The organism is Streptomyces sp. NPDC026672, from assembly GCF_040638185.1.
GTDB lineage: Bacteria > Actinomycetota > Actinomycetes > Streptomycetales > Streptomycetaceae > Streptomyces.
Window position 1 is genome coordinate 234,067 of record NZ_JBEZXS010000004.1, and the last position, 19,441, is coordinate 253,507.

Here is a 19,441-nt window from a genome sequence, read left to right on the forward strand (position 1 = left end):
AGAGGGGCCCGGCCGGTACGGTGCAGAACACCGGCCGGGCCCATCAGGGCGACGGAAGGGGACTTTCCCAGGGCGCACATCCCGAAAAGTCGATGTGGAGCGCTTCTGTCGCGCTTCACCCCGTCCGCCGCAGCATCTAGTCGCCCTCGCCGCGCTGGCGACGCGGCAAGGGCTCCTTGAACGGCTGGGGCTCGGGGCTCCAGCCGTCGTCGCGATCGGTACCCCCCACGGGTTCCCTGCTCGCGTTCTCACCCGGGCGGGGGCCGCCCCGCTCAGGCGAGTCCTGGGCCGGCGCTGTGTCCGGCAGCTCGTACAGTGCCCCGGCGAGGCGTTGAAGCGTGCCGGTGTCGGTCAGGGCCGTCGTTCCGCCTTCGGTCACGAGCTGAGTCGCATCCCAGACTGCTTCGGCGTCCCGCCGGGCGCGCTGCGCGAGAGTCAGTTGCGCCGCCCTGCCTTGGGCCAGCAGATCGGCCAACTCGGAGGAGTCGAAGCGGACTTCGATCTCCGCCTCCTCGATTCCATCTACGGGCGTCAAATACCGTCCGCGCACCTTGAGTTGCACGGGCAGGTCCGCCAACTCGTCCTGAGCCAGGGCATGTTCGGGCATCGGTGTCAGTCGAAAGGTCACAGCACCCCTTTCGGCTGGAAGCGCACGCACTTTCCGCCACGGATTGCGTCCTCGACGACCTTGTAGCCCGGGGCGAGCATCTCCAGCAGGTCAAGACCCCGGCCTCCCTCCGACGTCAGGTCGTGCTCCCGGTGACGAGGTAGCAGCGGCGATTCGTCCCAGACCTCGATCCACAGATCTGAACCAACCGTCACGGTGTACTCGTCCCCCGCGCCGTGCACGACGGCGTTGGCGGCAACCTCAGTGATCAGTAGTGCACACGTGTCTAACAGGTCTTCGTCGGCGCCCAGGTCTGCATAGAATTTCCTAGTCCAACTACGCGCCGTGGGGACGGTGTTGGCCTCGCGGCAGAAGGTTCTCGCCGCCTGGAACTGGCTTGGCAAGTGCATGGCAGCCTCCAGCGCGACTGCGGCCAGCCGCGCAGAACGGTCACACACCGCGACGTGGATCGTCCGGTGCGTGATGACGAGTGTGGTGCGTACGCAGTCGCGTACGCAACCCCGTCGCCGGAAATGCCCCCGGAAGTGCCGCCAACAGGCCCCTACGCGCTACCCTGCGGTGGGACGCATGCACAGCCGAGGGGAGGTACTCGTGGCACTCAACACAGCCGCCATGGCGGCTCGAAAGCGATTCGGCAAGGCGCTGCAAGAGGTCCGCAAGGCTGCTCGCCTGCCCGATGGCTCCCCCGTGCAGCAAATCGATGTTGCGCGAGCCCTGGGCTACAAGAGCTACAACCGGGTCTCCCAGATGGAACAAGGCTTGACCTGGCCCAAGGACAGCGAGTGGAAGATCCTCGTCAAGATCCTGAACATGGACCTGGAGACGCGTGTTCGTCTGGAGACGATGCGGACCGAGGGCATGTCGATCGCCGACGCCTGGTGGACCGCCTTCGACGGGGAGTTCCCCGAGAGCCTCCTCCAGTTCGTGGCCTACGAGGACGCTGCCCAGCGAATCACCACGTGTGCCCCGAACATCCTGCCGTCGCTGCTCCAGACCGAGAGCTACGCGCGCTCCCTGACGGCGGGCGTCGCTGGTTCCGTCCTCACCCCGGACGCCGTCGAGCGCTCAGTGGAGCTGCGCCGGAACCGACGAGGCATCTTCATCAAATCTGATCCGCCTGCCGTGGAGTTCATCTTCAGCGAGGGTGCCTTGCGCCAGGAGGCCGGCGGCAAGGCCGTCATGCTGGAGCAGCTCGACTCGCTCATCGAGGACGGCTCCTCTCGTGCGATCAGTCTCCGAGTCGTGCCCTTTACAGAAGTGGCCACATCGGTGTACATGGTGCATCTGCTCGAATTCGGCGGGGCGGATGAAAAGCCGCTCACGGCCTTCGATTCCATGACGGGGATGACTTTCCAGACACGCCCCAGGGAGGTTCGTGAGAATCGGCACTACGTTGAGGCCATGAAAAGGCTGGCCCTGCCGCATCTGGAGTCGATTGCCATGATCAAGAAGATTAAGAAAGAGATGTCTAGTGCTTAACAAGAGCGAGCTGAGCGGCCAGGCCATCCCCGAGAGCGCATGGGTTAAGTCGTCGTTCTCCGGGGCTGGCAGTGGTGGGGACTGTGTGGAGGTCGCCAAGATCGAGGGTGGCCGCGCCCTTCGCGACTCCAAGAACCCCAGTGGACCCAAGCTGTTCTTCACGAACGCCGAGTGGTCCGCGTTCGTTGCGGGCGTACAGGCCGACGAGGCTGACCTGGTGTAACCCCGGTCCGACATGACAAGGCCCGCTCACCCCGTTCAGGTCGGGGAGGGCGGGCCTTGAGTTTTGACGGCTTACAGGCCGAGGAAGACGCCGAGCTGGACGGTGACGGATACGAAGACGTCGATGACGCTGGCCATGGGGGACCTCCGGGTCAGTACGTAGGCATGGAGAAGATGCTGCTGCGGCCGTTGGTAGTGGACGGTGCGCCGGTGGGAGCGGCGCCCAGGCCGAGCTGCGGGCGGGTGGGCCGGCCGCGGACGGGCGCGGTGCCCGGCTGTGCGGTCAGCCGTGGTAGGGACGCGGCTTGGAGCGCCGGTGTTGCGCCGGGGCGGGGGTCGGGCAGCTCGGTGGGCCAGCCGGCCGCGAGTGAGCTGCGAGGGCCGCCGGTAGGAGTGCCCGGGAGCACTTCCTGAAACGCCTGCCAGCTCGGGTTGGGACGCCGGACGAGGGGCATGACGGGTACCTCTTTTCGGATGGGGCGTAATCCACGGTGGCCGCCGGAAAATTGTTCGTGGTAATCGTGGACAGGGGTGAGGCCCGCGTCCTGGCTCGGGGGAAACAGGTCGCGGGCCTCTGTCCGTAGGCCGGTCAGGGGTTTCCGTATTCCGGCTTCGCGTAAGTCATTTTGGGGATCAGGAGGTTCAGCGCTTGGATGCGCATGTACTTCTCCTCCGTGGAGTGACCGTCCCACGGGTACTCCTTGACAGTCGGCACCTTGAGGCCGTCGAAGCAGTCCTTGTCGTCGGGATGGATGTGCCACGAGGTCTGGCCCTTGGGCGTCTCGATGTACAGCACCGGGTACTCCGGGGCCTGGAGGTCGGTGTGGGAGAACACCCCTCCGAACATTCCGACGTAGCCGCCCAGGAGATAGGCGCGCTCGCGGTAGAGCGTCAGCCCGGATTCCAGCTCACTGTGCACGGCGCACCGCCATCAGCGGAACAGGGAGCACCTGGCCGTCGCGCATGGTCTCCCATCCCATGCGTAGAACCATTTCGATGTTCCGGGTGTTGCTCCGGAGGAAGCCTGCAACGACGCTTCCGGTCGGGTCGGCCAGGCGTACGGGCGTCAATTCAGTCATCAGGGTGACCCCTTTCTGATCTGGGTTGACGCTCATATTCACTACCCGATGGGAACTGTTGTCAGCGACACGGACGGCTGACTGAGTGAAATACTCCCGCCCCCTACGCCGAAGCGCATTTCTCGGTGAATCTCGGCGAGCGTGAAACTGTTTCTGTCTCGCTCGAATGGCGGCATGTACATCCCGTAGAAGCAGTCACGGTCCTTGTCGTAGCCGACCCGGCAGAGGCCGGCCGCCGCGCGGTAGGGGACCTCCCAGCGCTGCCAGTGGGTGGAGACGAACCCGAACCGGTGCAGCTCCTGCATGGCGGCCTGGAGCCGCTGGTGGGGCACGATCGGCTCGACGACTCTCCAGCCGTGTTCCTCGGGCTCGAAGTCGCGAGGGAAGGGGAGCAGCCCGAACATCAAAGGCTCCTCGGGGCGAAGGTGAGGCAGGCGGCGATGCCGAGCTGCACGGCCATCCGTCGGCGTCTGGCCTCGCTCGTCCTGCGACCGGTCTCCACGAGGGTCTTCTCCAGGGCTCGCACGAGGTCGGCCCGGACACCCAGTGCCTCACCATCGGCGTAGACGTGGGTGTCGAGCCGGTCGGCTTCAGTGTTCGCCAGGTGCAGCAGCGGAACGTTGGCGGAGGTCGGCCCTGCGGTCCGCACGTCGGTGTGCTCGCACTCGACGCAGCAGCACACCAGGGAGCGGAATTCGTCCATGCCCAGGCACATGGTGTGGTGGCCGAGGGCGCAGGCGGTGGAGAGGTAGAGCACTTCCATGAGGCCGTGGAGCAGTTTGGCGGCCTGGTTGAGCGGCATGTCGAGGTCGGCGTCAGACACAGTCCATCTCCTCCTGTACGGGGGCGAGTTCCCAGGACTCGACCGTCTGACGGCCGGCATTGGTGATGGTGTATCGAGCGTGGCCGTCTCGCTTGACACTGACGGCGCACTGTTCGCGGACGAGGGCCTGGAGCGCAGCGAAGGCGCGACCGGACTGGATGCCCGTGGTGTCCACGATCTGAAGGACGGTGCACTCCCCATGGACGAAAAGTGCGTGCAACGCCTGCATTTTCTCGGTCATGACACCTCATTCGCTCTTGCTGTGGGGTGTGCATAAGCAGAGAGCCCCCCGCCGGGATCAGGCAGCAGGGGGCTCCCATGCACAGATTTCTGGTAGGAAACGGCCGACGAGGTAAGGCCGACACCCATACAGATACCGTACAGAGACATAAACGGGGCGTCCCCAATTTGGTTACGGATCTGTTGGGTGCTCACTCGGATGGCATAGCTCCGAGCACAGGTCTTCGAGCATTGCGGGGACGAGATCGCACACGAGAACCGAAGGCTCGGCGGGGTCATGTTGGTGTGCCCAGGACCGGCAGAGCATGCGGGCGATGTCGGCCGCGACGTGCCGTGACCTGCTGATGGGGCGCATGGTCAAGCCCAGGCCCTGGCGGCGATAACGCATGCGGCGAACCCACGCGGCACCGAACTCCGGGTCGCGCCGGCGGAGGTACTCGACCGCCCGGTAGGAACAGTGGGTCTCGACCCCGAAAACCATGGGGAAGAAGACTTCTTCGGTCACGGTGAACGCCAGCCGGCCCATGCTCGCGGAAAGCTCTATGGGGTGGGCTTCCATGAGGCGCTGGTTCGCCTTGTCATTTGTGATGAAGGACCGTACGTAGTCGCACCCGAGCAGGCGCCAGTCCGTCCCGACACTCGTTGCTTCCGGCATGTTGCGCATCGTAGCCATTACTGTCCCCGTATGAATTCAAGGCGCCAACTCAGGACTGTGTGTCCCGAGTGCAACAACGAAATTGGTCCCACCCAAATGGCCTATGGGTACTGCGGGGAGTGCCGCGACTTCTACGCCGCGCAGGCGGATTTCAACGCGGCGCCGGATGCGTTCACACCGCCGCAGATCATGGGCGGGGGGTGGATGCGCTGCTGCGGCGCCGCGCTGCGGGCCTGGGCCGTGTACCACCCGGCACCGTGGACGGCTGGCGAGAGCGTGCCGTGTGTCTACCAGCTCGGCAACGAGCTGCACGGGATGCGGCTGTGCCCTTGCGGTTACTGGCACTGGGCGAAGGCCACCTGTGACGAGAAGCCGCCGGCATGAGCGGGCCGACCGCGTGCCCCTGCATCGTCGAGGCCCTGGCCGTCCTCGCCGTGGACCCCGCGACCCGGCCCGGACGCTGCTGCGTCTGCCCTTCCCACGTGCAGCTCGTCGTGTGGGATGGAGCCCGGTGGCGCTGGAGCAACCAGCCGGCCGACATCGACACGGCGCTCCCTCGAACGGCGGATGGAGGAATTGTCGGCGCGTGCCAGACTGATCCGCGGATTGAGGAAGTCCACGCATGAGAATGCCGCACTCCAGGTTCCCGGGGTGCGGCATTCTCGCGTCACGTCCTTTCGAGTACATCGGGGAATATCTCCACTTCCCACGAGCCGTCCGGCATCCGCTCGAAGAGGGCGTTGCAGGGGAATACTTCGTTGTGGCCGAGGACGGCCAGGGCGCGCTCGTCGATGTCCAGGGCCCAGGGGAGGAACTCGCGGGGCAGCCGCCAGGTGCCGTTCCTGGTCTCGATCCACGCCAAGCCGCTGTCGGCGTCCGCGTACACGGCCTTCAGCTCGGTTCTTCGGCGTGTGTAGCCCTCGTCGATGCGGAACTCCCGGAGGGTCCGCACCTCGTTGAGCTGCCGCGTCAGGTTCACGCCGTTGAAGGGCGTCTGCACCCTGTCTTCCCTCCCAGGATCAGGCGGAGATCTTCTCCACGGCGACCGTCTCGCCGACGCGGCGGAAGGCGAAGGCCGCCGGCATCCGCAGCTCACGTCGTCTGGTCTGGGCGTCCAGCTCCATGGCCCAGGGCCAGAGCGTCCGCGGCAGGCCGTAGGCGTTGCCCTCCATCGTCAGGACGTACCAGCGGCTTCCCTGCGGTTCCGGCGTGACGCCGTTGATATGCAGGACCAGGCCCTGGTCGCCGGCCGGCACTGATGGGACGAACAGCATCGGAAGCGTCACTGTCCCGGTCCCGTCCAGGAGAGTTCGGCCGCCCAACTCGGTTCATTAGTCGGCTCGTTGGTGCCGACCACCACCATGGCCATGGCCTGCTTGTGCTCCTGGACGGCCTGGTCCGGATCGTCGTAGGTGACGAGCACCTCCAGGAGCGCGTTCTCGGGGGCCGGCGTGTACAGGGCCGTGCCCCATACCCGGGGCCGGTAATTCAGGGACACCACCACGCCGGCCCGAGCGTCCGGGTCGAAGACGAGGCCCAGGGTGCGCACGGTGACCCATTCACCGGTGGCGAGGCGGAGGTCGGACTTGAGCAGTGTTCGCCGCTCGACGTCGGCGATGAGGTGCGCCGCCTCGGATGACGAAACGGGACTGCCGTCCGGGCCGTATGAGAAAGGCACCCCCGAAGGTCCCAGTGCGACGGAGGCCAACTCGGTGACTGACACTTCGAATTCTCCCTCCAAAGCGGAAGGCCCGGTACAGAGGCGGGCGCAGGCAAGGGGGGGTTTGCTGCGCGGCCTCTGTACCGGACCGGACTTGGGTGGACGACGAACCCCCGAGAGCAATGGAAGAGGCCCGGGGGCCCGTCGTGTGCACCGCGAAACATTCAACCCACAGACCGACCCAGGAGTCACGGGGGAAAAGAAAAATTGTGGGCCTGTCACTCTAATGGGTGACGGCGGTCTTGTGGTCCGCCCGGTTACACGCTGCGCATATGCCTGCCGGTGGCGATGTCCAAGATGCCCGCAATATCCATCTGAAACGCCGGGTCATCAGCGCATATGGCCACGCTGGGTAACATCGCTCCAGCATCTGGTGCAGGTCTCCCGAGGCCCTTCGTCACCCATTCGGCGGGGCGCCAGGAAGTGTTCCGCGGTGTCAATTGTCACCAAGGATCGCCTAAGCAGATGGAGATTCCCCCTACCCCCGCGTGCGCACCGCGGCCGGGTTCGAGACGCTAATCGTCCGCGAATCTCGCGCCCACTCGACCGTGTACCAGTAGTCCGTACCAGACGACAGGCCGGTGTCCTCGAACGTGCCTGACAGATCCGTGGAGTACGCCACCTGCTGGGCCAGGAACGGCGACCCCGGCGACGTCGATCTGATCCACCGGTAGATCCGCACCGTGGCCTTCACCGAGGTTCCCCACGCCAGCTTCACCGAGCTGTACGTCGCGGAGTCCGCCACCACGCTGACGGAAGGCTTCGAGCCCTTCGTGCCCGTCGTGGTGAACCGCGTCTCCGCAGACCACTCCGACGTCACCTCACCCGCGGTCACCCGGGCCCGGACCGCGAACGGTGCCCCGGTCGACAGACCCTTCAGCCCGAACGAGCCGTCGTACGGCCCCATCTCCGACAGATTCCATGGCACGTCCGAGACGGAGTACCAGGGGCTGTCCGTCCGTGTGTCCTTCACCTGCGCCTCGACGAGACGCGGCTGGCCGGCCAAGGCCGGGGTGAGGACGTAGACGGTGGCGTTGCGGTCCAAGATGCCGGCGACCGTCAGCGTCGGCGCCTCCAGCGCCGAACCCGTCGTCTCCGCACTGGCCTCCGCGCTCCACTCCGACTCTGCCTGGACCCGGAAGGTGTACTGCGTCCCCGGCCGCAGGCCGCCCACGACCAGACTGCGCGCATCCCCGGCCACGGACGTCTCTGGCCATGAACCACTGCCCGTGACCGACCACGCCACGACGAAAGCCAGCGGATCTTGAGCGCTCGACCAGGACACGCGAACGCTCGTATCCGAAAGGACTTCGGTCGACACATCCGCCGGCACTTCCACCGCGAGCGAACTCACGCTTTCCGTAGCCGCCAAAGTCGTGGTTGTGGCGGAACGCTTCGCGGCCATATCGGTATCTCCTTCGCGGGACGCACTTCCACAATCGTCGCATCGCGAAAATGAGCACGAAAAGGCCCCACAGATGTGCTGACGGGGGATGCAGCACTCCTGCGGGGCCAGCTTTCGGGCCGGAAGCAGCCTACGCCGCGTCCGGCCTTCCGACGGAGAGGCCCTCGACCCAGTCGTCACGCTCGTCACCGAACGCCGACCCGAGGTACGGGGCCACACGCCCCTCACGGTCGCGGAACCAGAGCGCGGGAAGGCTCTCCTGCTCGCCCTCCACCAGACCGGTCGGCCTCGCGGCCTCCGGGACCGTCACGTACGCCTTAGCCCGGAAGACGCACTTGCCTGCCTGCTCCCACGAGAGGCTCGACACTACGACGCCCGGCTTTTCCTTCAGCAGCCGACGCGCGTCCTCCCAGGACATCGTCGCCTGCCCCTGTCTCTCGCTCATCGTCCGTCCCCTTGATCCGATCCCAATCGATCTCGCTCATGCATCCCGGGCAGAGAAGGAGCTTGAGCATCCCCTGCTCGAAGTGCCGGCGGTGGCGCTTGCAGTAGGGGACGACGAGCGGCAGTTTCGGCTCCGCCGGGTCGTAGCCCTCCATGCGGTTGACCTCGCCGAGCAGTTTCCGCAACTGGCCTACCGCACTCATCCGGCGTCTCCCGTCGATCCCACGGCCTGCCAGTACCCGCAGGGCCGCTCTCGCACATACTCAACCAGCCCACTCACCCCGACGGGTGACAGTCCGTCGGAGAGGATGAACCGTGGGTCACGACGGTACGGGCTGCGCACGCAACTGCGTACGCACCACGGCGAATTGGCATATGCCGCTACGTCGCTGGCGTCTCCACCGCCACCGGTGCGAGCCCTGCCAAACACGAGTCCATCGACTGGAACACTCGGTAGACCTTGTCCAGCCCTGTGATCCGCATGATGTGTTCGAGCTTCCCGCCAGCCGATACGACGATGGCGAGGTGACCATGCGGGCTGCGCCGCCTCAGTGACTTGAGGATGTAGACCGACACCCCGATGGCCGTTGAATCGAAGAAGCTCACCTCTGAGCACTCCAGGACAACGTGCCCCCAACTGCCGTTGGTCTGCCACCGCTCCTGGAAGCACTCCCGAAACTTGGGGGCGGTGTAGACGTCGACCTCGCCCTCGATGCTGATCACCAACACGTCCTCGCGAGGCTCCGACGTCTCAAGGTGCAGATCCATCACCCACTCCCTCCTGGACGCACCCGCCGCGCCCTTCGGCCCGCACCCTACGCCTGCGTACGCAACTGCGTACGCAGCATCGACGAATCGGCGCATGGCTCCGGCACCGCGCACCCCACCGCCACCAGCAATAAGAGAAAAGAACTGTCGCCCCCTCACCCAAACGGCCCACACGTGAATTGCCTTATCCGCCCGCCAATGCATAACGTCCCACCCATGACGACGCGACTGAGCCAGGTCGTCGCGGTGGAGAAGACCCGGAAAACTGAGGCGTACGGCGCATTGACCGCCGCGCACCACGAGGTCCAGAAACCCCCGTTGCTGACCGGCATTTCACGCACATACCGCCCCCGGGACGAAGAGGGCGAACAACTCCCCGCTGAATCCACCCGAGTTCAGCTCCGAGCCGATGACGCAATCAACCGCGCCCTCGCTGGCCTCATGCCGTTCTACGACGTGACCGCCACCAAGGACTGGGCGAATTGCACCGCCCGTGCCGACATCCGCATCGGCGACCAGGTGCTCCTCGCCCAAGTCCCCGTGACCTACCTGCTTTTCCTCGAAAAGCAGCTCACATCGCTGCACACCTTCGTCGAGAAACTCCCCGTCCTCGACCCTTCCGAGCAGTGGCAGTGGGACGAACAGGCGGGCGTCTGGCGCACCGCGGCGCAGGAGACCCTCCGCTCCAAAAAAGTGCCTCGCAACCACGTCAAGGCCCCGGCCACCGACAAGCACCCGGCCCAGGTCGACGTGTACTTCGAGGACGTGCCGGTCGGCACCTGGACCACGGTCAAGTTCTCCGGAGCCCTCCCGGCAACCCGCCGGCAGGAACTCCTCAGCCGCCTCCAGGTCGTCCGCGACGCGGTCAAGTACGCCCGAGAAGAGGCCAATTCAGCCGAGGCCCAGAACCAACGGCCTGGCGCCACGCTGCTGAACTACCTGTTCGCGGCGTAACCCACAGACCCCCGCCGCCGGCGTGCGGCGGGCGCGCAGGAGCGCAAACTGAAACTAACGCCTGAAATTTGGAACACGGGCAGGCCACAGCGGAGGTTCAAATCCTTCTCCCGGCACCACACGCCGGGGTAGCCCAGAGGTAGAGGCAAGCCTGCCCCGAAAACTCAATTTCTCGCTCCAGTTTCAACACGCCACCAAGCGCCGGATCGACCGGCCCGAGCAACATCATCGAGATGAGGGTTCGAGTCCCTCTCCTGGCGCTTCATGCCGGGGTGGTCCAATGGCAGGGCGCGGCGATTTCAATACGACTCGGAGCCTTAAATGTGTCGGCGTGAGCTGATGGGTGGACAACCCTTCTTAGGGCTCGTTTTAGGAACGAGTAACCTCCCCAGGGGGGTCGGGACTGGCTACGTCCCGGCCCCCCGCCAGCATTCTCAACAGCCCATTGCCGTCAGCCAGTTGTGTCACACCGCGACCGATGGGCCAGGTAGCACTACGCCGGAACGGAGCGGCACTCAGGCCGGGCCGCCCCCGTAGTTTTCGGCGACATACGTCCGGGACGCCTGCTGAGCGTTCGCGAACCGGGTCTCGGCTTCCCCTTCGGCCTGGGTGTCGCCCGCCGTGCGAGCGGCCTGCCCATCGCGGGCCGCTTCCTCCATCTGACGGTTCGCCTCCATGAACCCGGAACCAGTCTTGATCTCCGCCATGCCGCTACGCCCCAACCCTGCTGTAAGCGAGCGCAGCCCACGACTCCAGAGCATCGAACTGCCGCCCCAGAGCTTCGACGAGCTTCCTACGCGACAGAATCACCTCCAGGCCGTGGTGGTCGCTGACGCCCGCGGTGTCGATGACGTTGACCTCGATCACGGACTGGACCGTCCACGGGTCCATGTAACCCCGGTCGATCCGCCGACCGCCTCCTTGGCCGTCCGAGGCGTGGCCGGCCGTCGCGTCCAGGGCCCGAACCTGCCCGAACTGCTGCGCGGCGTACCGGGCCGGGTCCCACATCCCGCAGTCCAGCATCAGCTCGTCGAGGTACGTGCACGACGTCCACGAACCATCCGGCTGCTTGCGGGCACGGTGCCGACGGTGTACGAGATCCGTGATCTCTTCCGACCCCCAGTCGATCGGCGGCACTACCTCCCCGATCGGCACGGGGTACTCGTTGCAGTCACCGAATCCCCAGAACGCTGCCCACCGCTTCTCCGGGTCGCCGCCATGCTTCGCCTGGACCTTGTCCACCAAGGCCGACAGCTCATCCGCCTCCTCCTCGCGCTTATTCGGCGAACAGAAGGAGTTGTGCCAGGCCGCCGTCACGATCTGCGTTGGCGGCACGTCCTTCCCTCGCAGCCGGAGCACGACGTTCGCGGGCGGAGTACGCCAGACCTGCCGCTGTTCGTGCCGGGACACGAACTCGAACGTGCTCTCCCTGAAGAACAGCCCGCTGGGGTTCCGGCCGGCTCCCATGGGCGCGCGACATCCCCGCATCCCCAGAACCTGCTGAGCAGCCCCGTACCGGGCATTCGCCGCCCTTCGCGCTTCGTCAGCAGCCTCCATGTCCGCTTCCGTTGCATCTTCAAGGAGCGGTCCTGTCTGGGAGTAGGTCATCTCCGCCCGGCCCAACCAGTCGAACCGGCGCGGCACCAGAATCTCTTGGTGCGCCTGGGTCCACCTGCCGGGCAGCACATCCGGCCGCTCGCTGGCGCCCCCGTCATGCTCCAGGTTCAAAAACCCGAGCCGAACCACTGCTTCGCCATACGTCTTCACCCTGCTCCTCTCGACGAGACCCGCTGCGTACGCAACGGCGTGCGTAACTGCGTACGCAAGTGTGTACGCGACGAGAAGATACGACCTGAGCGCTCAACGAGGGCTAGGTTTGGGAAGGTTGAGGCCGGCGGAGCCTGCTCCCGGCAGGCGACGCGACGCAAAAATCCCCGCCAGGAGGACGACTTGAGCACGGCAACCGAAGACCAGGTGCACCACCGGGGCCGCGACGGCGAGCTGCTGACTCTGGGCGAATTCACCCGGCTCTACGCCGACCGCGAGTACCGCATCGTGGCCAAGGCCGAGCACCTGGACGCCGTGGTGCAGACCCAATGGGAGGGCATCGACGACGGCGTACAGGTCGGTTGCATGTGGCACACCGGCATCTGCTGGGCCGGCGCCTGGACCACGGTGTGGGAGGACTACTGGCCGACCACCGAGGGCGAGGCCAAGGCAAAGCACGAGGAAATCGTCGCCCTGCTGCGCGAGACCTGCCCCGAGCAGCCGGCCGCCGGCCGCCGAGCCGAATTCCAACGCCGTCTGCGGTTGGTGCAGAGCGCGGTCACCCCGGCCTCGACCTAGAGCGTCGTCCCGCAGTCGCAGCGGTGGCCGGCGTGGCACTCGCACGCGCAGTGGACCAGCATGCAGAGCCCCGGGCAGTTGTCCGCGCCGCATGTCTCCCACACGAGGCACGCGTACCAGCGCTCCCAGGGGCAGCAGGCCGGCCCAGGCGTCGCTTTGTCCATACCGGGACATTACGCCTATTTCCCTCGCGCCATTTTTTCGCGCATTTTGCTAGGGTCGCCACTGCCGGTCGCCCTTTCTGAACTCGTTGGGGGCGGCTGGCGCCTCGGCCCCGGGCCCACGGCCGTCGGCAATAAAACGGAATATTGGCTTCCGGCCACTGTCGGCGGCACGGACACTGCCTCGTGATCTAGGGCCGATTTCCGCGAGAAGGCCCAGGCACCCAATTGTCCGGTTCGCCCGTTTAAGGGTGGGGGGTCCTTATTTAAGGGGATTCGACCCCAATGTGGCGAACACGAGGTACGCGATACTTGGGGTGTTAGTCGTGAATACGAGATACCCCCGGGTCTGGCCTGGAAGGCGGCATAGGTCGCGTACGCCAGGTAACGCACGCAATGCCCGAAGTTACTTGGCGTAAGATCCCTTACGCCAAGTAATCGTAGGCGCACCGTGACGCTACCGGCACGTACGGCGACATTACCGGAGCAACGATTCCGGTTTGCGCAGCAAATACCGGCATAATGCGCATCGCGCGTGAATATCGCATGAGCGCCCATAGCGGTGCAAGCGTGAGGTACTGCCTAATTGGTGTTTATCGGCACTTACCCGGCATCCCTGGCATTAGCCATATCTCACGCGTAGGTGAGTTACCACCTCAGAGCACCGCATGAGCCGCACACGGCCATGAGCCAGGCACAAGCCACGGAGTGGGGCAAGGGTGCTCATCCTCCCCTATCTCTCATGTGTGCTCTATGTCGCATCGAGGGCAGATGCCTTAGAACCCCCGAATTTTCGCGCCCTGGCATTTTCTAGGGCGTGTCCGTCATGCCCTCTTTGTGGGGGCGGGCCGCTGGGCGCCCGTGTGAGCCGTCGACCGGCCCCGGGGGACGTCCGGGCGCCCGTGCCGTGACAGGCTCTCACGCGGGCGCGTGCGGCACGGCGCGGCCCCGTTCCGGGGGGAGCGGCCCCGGCATGCTGGCACCGTGCGGCACCGTGGCCGGGCGCGTACGGGCCCCGTGGGGAGCGGCCGGAGCGACGGGCCCCGGGGGGTGCCGGGCGCGGCAGGCGGGCGCCTAGCCAATCGTGGGGATTTTCTGGGGCATTCCCGGACATAGCGAGGGCGCCGACCGCCCCCGGCGGTTGCTGACAGCCCGTCATTTCTGCCATGACATGAACCACTAGAGCCGCATTCGTAAGGAACTAAGCGGCATGGCATTTCATGTGCCCTTTTTCCCGGGCATTCTGGACAGCTTGATCGTCCACATTCTGAGATTTCCCCCCTCTTTTCAAGATTCTTTAGAGCCCGAAAACCCTGTCTGAGCTGGCAATATCACGCCACGCTCACAAATGATTACAGGAAAGGTGTTCCCCCCATGGGGGGAGACACCTAATGTCTTCCATGTCGCCACCGAGGGACGCGAACCCCGCAAGGGGGGAGCGGCCGGAGGGGGCGGCGGGGACACACGCGGGCAACGACGACCACGCGATAGCACCCCCGGGCACGCCGGGCGAGTGCATGGACCTAGGTAGAGCTGCGCGCTTTTCGGCGGCTCCCCCCGCATGTCCCGGCGGGTGCGAGTGGTGCACGTGCTGTGAAACACGTGTGCGCCTGGCAATGCGCCGTACCCGTGAGGGCCGGTTGCCTGTCTGGCGAATATTGACAGCTAATCCGTGCGCGTTACGTGAGTGACGTCAAGCGGGAAAGCGGACACCGAACACGTATGCCCTTGTCCAAGGTAGGGGCGCGGGTACGTCGCTAGGTGGTGGACTGCAAAGGGTGAATTCCCGGGGTCCTTTATCACTTGCCCGATACCGAATGATCCTGGCTTGCACGACAAAAAGTCTGGCGACGGATTGGCTTTGGCGAAAAAGCACAAGGGGTGACGTGTGCCTGAGAAACACGCGCTACCCATCCGCCTAGTACCGCTTAGCGGGAACGGTGTCTTTTGCCTACGGGAAGGGGGAGTGTCCCCCGGGATTTCTCCCCCTTCCTGTCAGCATCTCGTCAGATCTGCCGTAGGCGCCAATTTTCCCTATTCGCCTCGCACCACTAAGGGGTTTTCCATGGCTGGTAAGCCGTTGTTCGCTGGTCTCTCGATCGATGACCCTACGCCCGCACAGATTTACGCCGACCATTTCGCGCGTGAGCAGTACCAGGAAAGCGCACGCGCGCATTTGCAGACTCCCGCCACTCCGCCGGAGCGTCGCCCGATTCCTGGCCGGTCGTCGTACGACCCCCCGAAAGCAGACGTCAAGCTCATCACGACCCGTTCCCGGGGTGAAGTGCGCCCGTCGACCGGTACCCCCAGTGTGCCTACGGGTTTGCGTAAGAGCGCCGGTGAAAAGCTGCGCCCGAAAGCTAAGGATGGACGCCGTAAGACGCGCGCTGCCGCTGCGACGCGTTCCAAGGGTGCCGAAAAGATCGTCTATAACTCGCGCGTCGGCATGACCGCCGGTAGGCGCATGACGCCCGAAATTCGCGCGCAAGTCGAATTGCGCGCGGCTGCTCAGACTCTCGTAAATGTTCAGGCGCGCGACAACGCGCAACAGGAAAGCGCACGCGTGGCACGTGAGGACGCACGCGAAAACCTGCGCCTGGCAATTGGTCGCGAGCGCGACGCAAAAGCGCGCAACGACGACGCCGCCGCAAGGGCCGCTCGCGACGATATCCGCAAGTTCCGTAAGGCCGCCACGTACAAGGGAGTCTGACCATGACGCCGCCGCTCACCTACAGCACCATTGCCGCAATCGACGTCGCCAACTCCGGGCGCATGCGCGCCGGACTGGCCGCGCTGGAACGGCGCAACCTGGGGGCCAAGCGCGGGCGGGCCGCGCGGCAGCACAAGGCGCGCGTCGCGGCTGAGCTGCGCCGCACCAACCCCGGCATCGTCGGTGAGCCCGTGCGCCGCGCGGACGTGCCGGTCACCTTCAAGGCCGAGCCCAAGCGGCGCAGGGCGACGCGTCCGGCCACGTCGACCGCGCCGGAGCCCGTCAAGGCCGCACCGGCGTACCGGCCCATCAAAGCCGCTGACCTCCCGTCGGAGATCAAGGCCGTGACGCGTAGGCACCTGGCGGACGGCGACCTTTCCGCGGACTGGTTCTGCGTCGGCATTCTCGATCGGGACGACCTGACGGTGAACGTGTACGCGCGCAAGCACGGCGCGTCGGTCCGCTACTCGACGGGTGCCTGAACAGGAATACCGAAAGGAAACCGGCAACGCAGCCACCAGTGCCGACAACACGATCGGCTGACGGGACGCAACCGCAACAGGCCGCACCCATTTTGGTGTGCGGCCTTTCTCATGCCTGAAGGGAGTCATTCCGGTGACGCGACTGATCTACACGGTCGAGGTCTTCGACTGCGCGCCCGGCACCACGGTCGGATTCTTCAACATCACGACGACCGATCCGGAGGAACTCGACCGGTTGGCCCGGCAGTTGTGCACGGCGATCGGCCCGGAGTCGGGTGGTTACGACTTCGCGATGATCCACGTGCGCGAGGAGGAGCCCGCGCCGGTTCTCAAGGCGGTCGGAGCATGAACCAGTGCCCCACCGTTTCGCTCGCCGTCCGAATCCCCGGGCAGGAACGGCCGCGACTGAACCTGTTTTGCCCGCTGTACGGCAAGACCAAGCGAGGCCGTAAGCGCGCCGATTTCACGCGCACGGCCAAGCTGTCCATTCAGATGATCGACCGAAGGGTGACCGCGTGAGCGACACGGAAATCAAGAACTGCACGGCGGCGGCGCGGCGGCCGGTCACGCACGTACACATTCGGCACCACGACACGGACGGACACCTGACCCACACCACTACGCCCCCCAACCTTCTCTCCCCCACGTTCTGGGGCAACGGCAGAAATGCGGGTCTGCCCCTCACCCGCCCCGGTTGTTTCCCGAACGAGATCCAGGGCGCGTAAATGGCTTCGGTCGGGCTTGGTGTCAGGGGGCATCGAGGCCGGCCGTGGCTGTGCGCGTTCATCGATCCCTGCTCGAAAGGACTATCGGCATGCCCATTTGGCTGGCCCACGACGGGGCCGGGAAATTCGAAACGTCGGAGACCTCCGACGGTGCCCGGCACCTGATGCAGCGCAACTCTGGCGAGGCGTGGCAGACCTTCACCACGGGAACGACCGGTGAGGCGCTGCTGACGCGGGCCGGTAACTCGCTGCGGGTCGATGCGCTGTTCATCGACGGACGCGTGCGGTTCATCTTCTGGGAGTCGCCGGAGGAGTGGGTGCTGCCCGATTGCGGCCACCCCATCGACTGTGCCGACCGGAGGACCGAAGAGGGCCTCTACGGACGCGCCCCGGTCGAGGGGCCGGAGGGGCAGTGGCGCTGCTTCCACGTCGAGCACCTCGCGCCTTTCCCGATCCCGATGTGGGCGGGCTCGCAGCCGTAGGGGCCCGGACACCACAGCAACGGCGCCGCCAATTCAGGTGGCGCCTTTTCCATGTCTCGAAGGGGGCGCAATGCGCGTCAAGGTTGGTGAGCGTCTCGGTCTGACCTACAACGGCGGGGCGAGCGGAACGGTACTCGGCCCTGCGGTGGTTCTGGCGGTGCGGGAGACGCCGAACAGCGCGTACAAGCAGCGGGCCGACTTCCGCATGCAGCACGGCGACGTGATGGATCGACCGGTGCATGGGGACTGGGTGCTGAAGAAGTCCCAGTGTGAGGCCAAGACCCTGGAGGTGTGGGGCCCGATCTGGGAGCGGCTCGCGGCCGAAGACTGGGAGCCGCCCGCGGATGAATCCGGCGGCAAGTGATTGGCCGGTAGGACAACTGAACCAGGCGAGTGGAAAGGGAGCCTCGGCGCGTGCGTGTTGCACCGGTCGGCTCCCTTTTCGCTGCCCAAATGAACTGTAGGGATGTCATCCAAACGGCCCAGGGAGTTCGGCCGAGGTGGGAAGGGATGCACATAGTGCATTGGGCCTATGTCCAGTGGGCGCCGGAAGCGGAAGGCGTGCACGAAGTCAGCGTTACCGCCGACCACGCCCATAAAAAGTGCGGGGAAAAGTCGGCTGAAACCGACGTCACGGTTGACTGTGACGTCGTCCTTCCCGATGAGCTGCGTCACGTTGTCTGGGGCGCGAGCGAGGACAGTGCGATAGCCGCCGCCCGTCTCTTCGCTCTGGAAGCCGTCTCCTATGGGGCGCCTTACTCGATTCACTACATCGGCGAGATACGGCAATAAATGCCCCTCGTTCCATTGACTGAGCTAACGGCAGTCCAGGACGCAGCAGCAACGCCGCGCCCCGGGCTGCCGACTGTCAGCCGTAATTCAAGGAAGGAAAGAGATGCGAATTCCGGAGCTGGGCCTGGACGACCGAACCCCCGGCATGCAGGTCTCCCAGGCGCTGCGACACGAGCAGAACATGGGCGCCGCCAGCAGCGAGGACGGGGTCCACGAGTTCTTCCGCCTGCCCTCCTACGAGGGCTACAAGGCCGAATGCGGCTGCGAGCAGTGGGAGTCCGAGCCGCTGGAGTCGATGTCCGCGGTGTTCAAGGCGTTCAACGAGCACCTGGAGGCCGCCCTGCCCCAGCCCGACGAGGCCGCGTTCCTGGAGGACGTGGCGAAGCGGGAGTGGTTCGGCACCGTGCTCGGCATCCGGCGCCTGGTTGACATCGAGGCCGGCGTGGTCCGGCACAAGGGCTTCCTGGTGGCCGGCACGGGCGGCTGGGTCGAGTTCGACCAGCACAACGGGGCGCTCAAGGCCGGGCAGTGGCGCCCCTTCGCCACCCAGACCGAGCAGCAGGAGGGCTGACGATGGCCAAGAAATCCCCGTCCCGCCCCCGATGGGTGAGGAACACCGACCCGCACACCCCCGGCGCGCTGCTGAAGCAGGGCCGCGCGGTGATCGGGCGCGTTCTGTACAGCGACATGACGCGCAACTACTCGTGCTTCGTCGGAGAGTCCGTAGTCGAGCGCTGGCTGGGATGCGCGGCCGACCTGGAGGCAGCGAAGAAGAAGGTCGACGACGCCCGCGCCCTCGACCTCGCGACCGAGTTCCTTCAACGGATCAAGCCGGGACAGCGGGTGTCGCTCTTCGATCCGCGCTCCGTGAACTACCGGGACAAGTGGCACGCGGAATTCGTGCTGGACGGTGAGCAGCCGAACCTCCCGTACAACCCGATCTGCAAGAACTCCCGGCACTTCCGGATCTACATGCGGATGCACAAGGACGTCGTCTGCTTCATCTCCAACCTGTGTGCGTGCGAGCTGGCCAACGGCTCGAAGCGACTCGCGGTTTGGGACATGCCGGAGGACGCCAAGCACTCCATGTCCGCGACCGGTTTCGACAACGGGATGCACTACGAGGACCGCCGGACGTGGCAGTCCACGATGTGCGGTCTGCTGCTGGAGACGACCGGCGGGGTGAGTCTGCGGGAGCAGGGACACAGCAGCTACATCACGATCCACTCGTTGGACCGGCTCACCTGCCCCGGCTGCCTGATGCGCGAGGGCAAGCCACCGCAGGAAATCGACGGCGTGACCATCTTCGGCATCGAGTGAAAAGCC

The 19,441-nt window shown here is 65.6% G+C and carries 30 protein-coding genes; 14 read left to right on the forward strand and 16 right to left on the reverse strand.

Annotation, left to right across the window (positions count from 1 at the left end):
- Positions 1–136: 136 nt before the first annotated feature.
- Positions 137–607 carry a hypothetical protein gene (locus AB0F77_RS06025; protein WP_361942164.1) on the reverse strand — a complete coding sequence of 157 codons (471 nt, stop codon included), beginning with the start codon at positions 605–607 and terminating at the stop codon, positions 137–139.
- A gap of 17 nt (positions 608–624) precedes the next feature.
- Positions 625–1,017 (reverse strand): ATP-binding protein, encoded by a 393-nt coding sequence (locus AB0F77_RS06030; protein ID WP_361942167.1) that lies wholly within the window; start codon positions 1,015–1,017, stop codon positions 625–627.
- Between the two features lie 202 nt (positions 1,018–1,219).
- Here AB0F77_RS06030 and AB0F77_RS06035 point away from each other — a divergent pair, with 202 nt between their 5' ends.
- Both AB0F77_RS06035 and AB0F77_RS06040 read left to right on the forward strand, forming a co-directional pair.
- Entirely contained in the window at positions 1,220–2,107 is an 888-nt protein-coding gene (locus tag AB0F77_RS06035; protein WP_361942170.1) for a DUF5753 domain-containing protein, read from the forward strand.
- Positions 2,100–2,330: a DUF397 domain-containing protein gene (locus AB0F77_RS06040; protein WP_361942173.1), complete on the forward strand. Its 231-nt coding sequence runs from the start codon at positions 2,100–2,102 to the stop codon at positions 2,328–2,330. Before AB0F77_RS06035 ends, AB0F77_RS06040 begins: the two co-directional genes overlap by 8 nt.
- 588 nt (positions 2,331–2,918) lie before the next feature.
- Here the strand turns inward: AB0F77_RS06040 and AB0F77_RS06045 are convergent.
- From AB0F77_RS06045 to AB0F77_RS06070, 6 genes are all read right to left on the reverse strand, one after another.
- A complete protein-coding gene (locus AB0F77_RS06045) occupies positions 2,919–3,248 on the reverse strand; it encodes a hypothetical protein (protein ID WP_361942176.1) in 330 nt (109 codons plus the stop codon).
- Positions 3,238–3,444, reverse strand: a complete 207-nt coding sequence (locus AB0F77_RS06050; RefSeq protein ID WP_361942179.1) for a hypothetical protein — start codon at positions 3,442–3,444, stop codon at positions 3,238–3,240. The genes AB0F77_RS06045 and AB0F77_RS06050 overlap by 11 nt, the downstream gene beginning before the upstream one ends.
- Positions 3,445–3,449: 5 nt before the next feature.
- Entirely contained in the window at positions 3,450–3,812 is a 363-nt protein-coding gene (locus AB0F77_RS06055; RefSeq protein WP_361942182.1) for a hypothetical protein, read from the reverse strand.
- On the reverse strand, positions 3,812–4,231 hold the full coding sequence (locus tag AB0F77_RS06060; protein ID WP_361942185.1) for a hypothetical protein: 420 nt from the start codon (positions 4,229–4,231) through the stop codon (positions 3,812–3,814). The genes AB0F77_RS06055 and AB0F77_RS06060 overlap by 1 nt, the downstream gene beginning before the upstream one ends.
- A complete protein-coding gene (locus tag AB0F77_RS06065) occupies positions 4,224–4,472 on the reverse strand; it encodes a hypothetical protein (protein ID WP_361942188.1) in 249 nt (82 codons plus the stop codon). Before AB0F77_RS06065 ends, AB0F77_RS06060 begins: the two co-directional genes overlap by 8 nt.
- A gap of 171 nt (positions 4,473–4,643) precedes the next feature.
- Complete coding sequence (locus tag AB0F77_RS06070) at positions 4,644–5,126, reverse strand: hypothetical protein (protein WP_361942191.1); 483 nt, start codon at positions 5,124–5,126, stop codon at positions 4,644–4,646.
- 96 nt (positions 5,127–5,222) lie between these two features.
- Between AB0F77_RS06070 and AB0F77_RS06075 the strand changes: the two genes are divergently transcribed.
- Entirely contained in the window at positions 5,223–5,510 is a 288-nt protein-coding gene (locus AB0F77_RS06075; RefSeq protein ID WP_361942194.1) for a hypothetical protein, read from the forward strand.
- Between the two features lie 283 nt (positions 5,511–5,793).
- Here AB0F77_RS06075 and AB0F77_RS06080 read toward each other — a convergent pair whose 3' ends face one another.
- The 6 genes from AB0F77_RS06080 to AB0F77_RS06105 all read right to left on the reverse strand — a co-directional run bounded on the left by AB0F77_RS06080 (position 5,794) and on the right by AB0F77_RS06105 (position 9,463).
- Positions 5,794–6,126, reverse strand: a complete 333-nt coding sequence (locus AB0F77_RS06080; RefSeq protein WP_361942197.1) for a hypothetical protein — start codon at positions 6,124–6,126, stop codon at positions 5,794–5,796.
- Between the two features lie 19 nt (positions 6,127–6,145).
- Complete coding sequence (locus AB0F77_RS06085; RefSeq protein WP_361942200.1) at positions 6,146–6,412, reverse strand: hypothetical protein; 267 nt, start codon at positions 6,410–6,412, stop codon at positions 6,146–6,148.
- Positions 6,409–6,804 (reverse strand): peptide ligase PGM1-related protein, encoded by a 396-nt coding sequence (locus AB0F77_RS06090; RefSeq protein ID WP_361942203.1) that lies wholly within the window; start codon positions 6,802–6,804, stop codon positions 6,409–6,411. The genes AB0F77_RS06085 and AB0F77_RS06090 overlap by 4 nt, the downstream gene beginning before the upstream one ends.
- A gap of 520 nt (positions 6,805–7,324) precedes the next feature.
- Complete coding sequence (locus AB0F77_RS06095; RefSeq protein WP_361942206.1) at positions 7,325–8,251, reverse strand: fibronectin type III domain-containing protein; 927 nt, start codon at positions 8,249–8,251, stop codon at positions 7,325–7,327.
- Positions 8,252–8,381: 130 nt separating this feature from the next.
- Positions 8,382–8,696, reverse strand: coding sequence for a hypothetical protein (locus AB0F77_RS06100; protein ID WP_361942208.1), 315 nt, complete (start codon positions 8,694–8,696; stop codon positions 8,382–8,384).
- 380 nt (positions 8,697–9,076) lie between these two features.
- The gene (locus tag AB0F77_RS06105; RefSeq protein WP_361942211.1) at positions 9,077–9,463 is read right to left on the reverse strand and encodes an STAS domain-containing protein; all 387 of its coding nucleotides are present in this window, start codon (positions 9,461–9,463) and stop codon (positions 9,077–9,079) included.
- A gap of 216 nt (positions 9,464–9,679) precedes the next feature.
- On the opposite strand from AB0F77_RS06105, the gene AB0F77_RS06110 reads away from it, so the two are divergent.
- Positions 9,680–10,417 (forward strand): hypothetical protein, encoded by a 738-nt coding sequence (locus AB0F77_RS06110; protein ID WP_361942214.1) that lies wholly within the window; start codon positions 9,680–9,682, stop codon positions 10,415–10,417.
- A 515-nt stretch (positions 10,418–10,932) separates the two neighbouring features.
- On the opposite strand, the gene AB0F77_RS06115 is transcribed toward AB0F77_RS06110, so the two are convergent.
- Entirely contained in the window at positions 10,933–11,124 is a 192-nt protein-coding gene (locus AB0F77_RS06115) for a hypothetical protein (protein ID WP_361942216.1), read from the reverse strand.
- Positions 11,125–11,128: 4 nt separating this feature from the next.
- Entirely contained in the window at positions 11,129–12,184 is a 1,056-nt protein-coding gene (locus AB0F77_RS06120) for an endonuclease/exonuclease/phosphatase family protein (RefSeq protein ID WP_361942219.1), read from the reverse strand.
- A 183-nt stretch (positions 12,185–12,367) separates the two neighbouring features.
- On the opposite strand from AB0F77_RS06120, the gene AB0F77_RS06125 reads away from it, so the two are divergent.
- The 10 genes from AB0F77_RS06125 to AB0F77_RS06170 all read left to right on the forward strand — a co-directional run bounded on the left by AB0F77_RS06125 (position 12,368) and on the right by AB0F77_RS06170 (position 19,435).
- Complete coding sequence (locus AB0F77_RS06125; RefSeq protein WP_361942222.1) at positions 12,368–12,763, forward strand: hypothetical protein; 396 nt, start codon at positions 12,368–12,370, stop codon at positions 12,761–12,763.
- 2,226 nt (positions 12,764–14,989) lie between these two features.
- On the forward strand, positions 14,990–15,634 hold the full coding sequence (locus AB0F77_RS06130; RefSeq protein ID WP_361942225.1) for a hypothetical protein: 645 nt from the start codon (positions 14,990–14,992) through the stop codon (positions 15,632–15,634).
- A 2-nt stretch (positions 15,635–15,636) separates the two neighbouring features.
- A complete protein-coding gene (locus tag AB0F77_RS06135; RefSeq protein ID WP_361942228.1) occupies positions 15,637–16,116 on the forward strand; it encodes a hypothetical protein in 480 nt (159 codons plus the stop codon).
- A 133-nt stretch (positions 16,117–16,249) separates the two neighbouring features.
- Positions 16,250–16,465, forward strand: a complete 216-nt coding sequence (locus AB0F77_RS06140) for a hypothetical protein (protein ID WP_361942231.1) — start codon at positions 16,250–16,252, stop codon at positions 16,463–16,465.
- Positions 16,462–16,635 (forward strand): hypothetical protein, encoded by a 174-nt coding sequence (locus tag AB0F77_RS06145; RefSeq protein WP_361942234.1) that lies wholly within the window; start codon positions 16,462–16,464, stop codon positions 16,633–16,635. The genes AB0F77_RS06140 and AB0F77_RS06145 overlap by 4 nt, the downstream gene beginning before the upstream one ends.
- A gap of 295 nt (positions 16,636–16,930) precedes the next feature.
- Positions 16,931–17,323, forward strand: coding sequence for a hypothetical protein (locus AB0F77_RS06150; protein WP_361942237.1), 393 nt, complete (start codon positions 16,931–16,933; stop codon positions 17,321–17,323).
- Positions 17,324–17,393: 70 nt separating this feature from the next.
- Positions 17,394–17,687 carry a hypothetical protein gene (locus tag AB0F77_RS06155; RefSeq protein ID WP_361942240.1) on the forward strand — a complete coding sequence of 98 codons (294 nt, stop codon included), beginning with the start codon at positions 17,394–17,396 and terminating at the stop codon, positions 17,685–17,687.
- Between the two features lie 146 nt (positions 17,688–17,833).
- On the forward strand, positions 17,834–18,115 hold the full coding sequence (locus tag AB0F77_RS06160; RefSeq protein ID WP_361942243.1) for a hypothetical protein: 282 nt from the start codon (positions 17,834–17,836) through the stop codon (positions 18,113–18,115).
- Positions 18,116–18,218: 103 nt separating this feature from the next.
- Positions 18,219–18,686: a hypothetical protein gene (locus AB0F77_RS06165; protein WP_361942246.1), complete on the forward strand. Its 468-nt coding sequence runs from the start codon at positions 18,219–18,221 to the stop codon at positions 18,684–18,686.
- A 2-nt stretch (positions 18,687–18,688) separates the two neighbouring features.
- Positions 18,689–19,435 (forward strand): hypothetical protein, encoded by a 747-nt coding sequence (locus AB0F77_RS06170; RefSeq protein ID WP_361942249.1) that lies wholly within the window; start codon positions 18,689–18,691, stop codon positions 19,433–19,435.
- Positions 19,436–19,441: the final 6 nt, after the last annotated feature.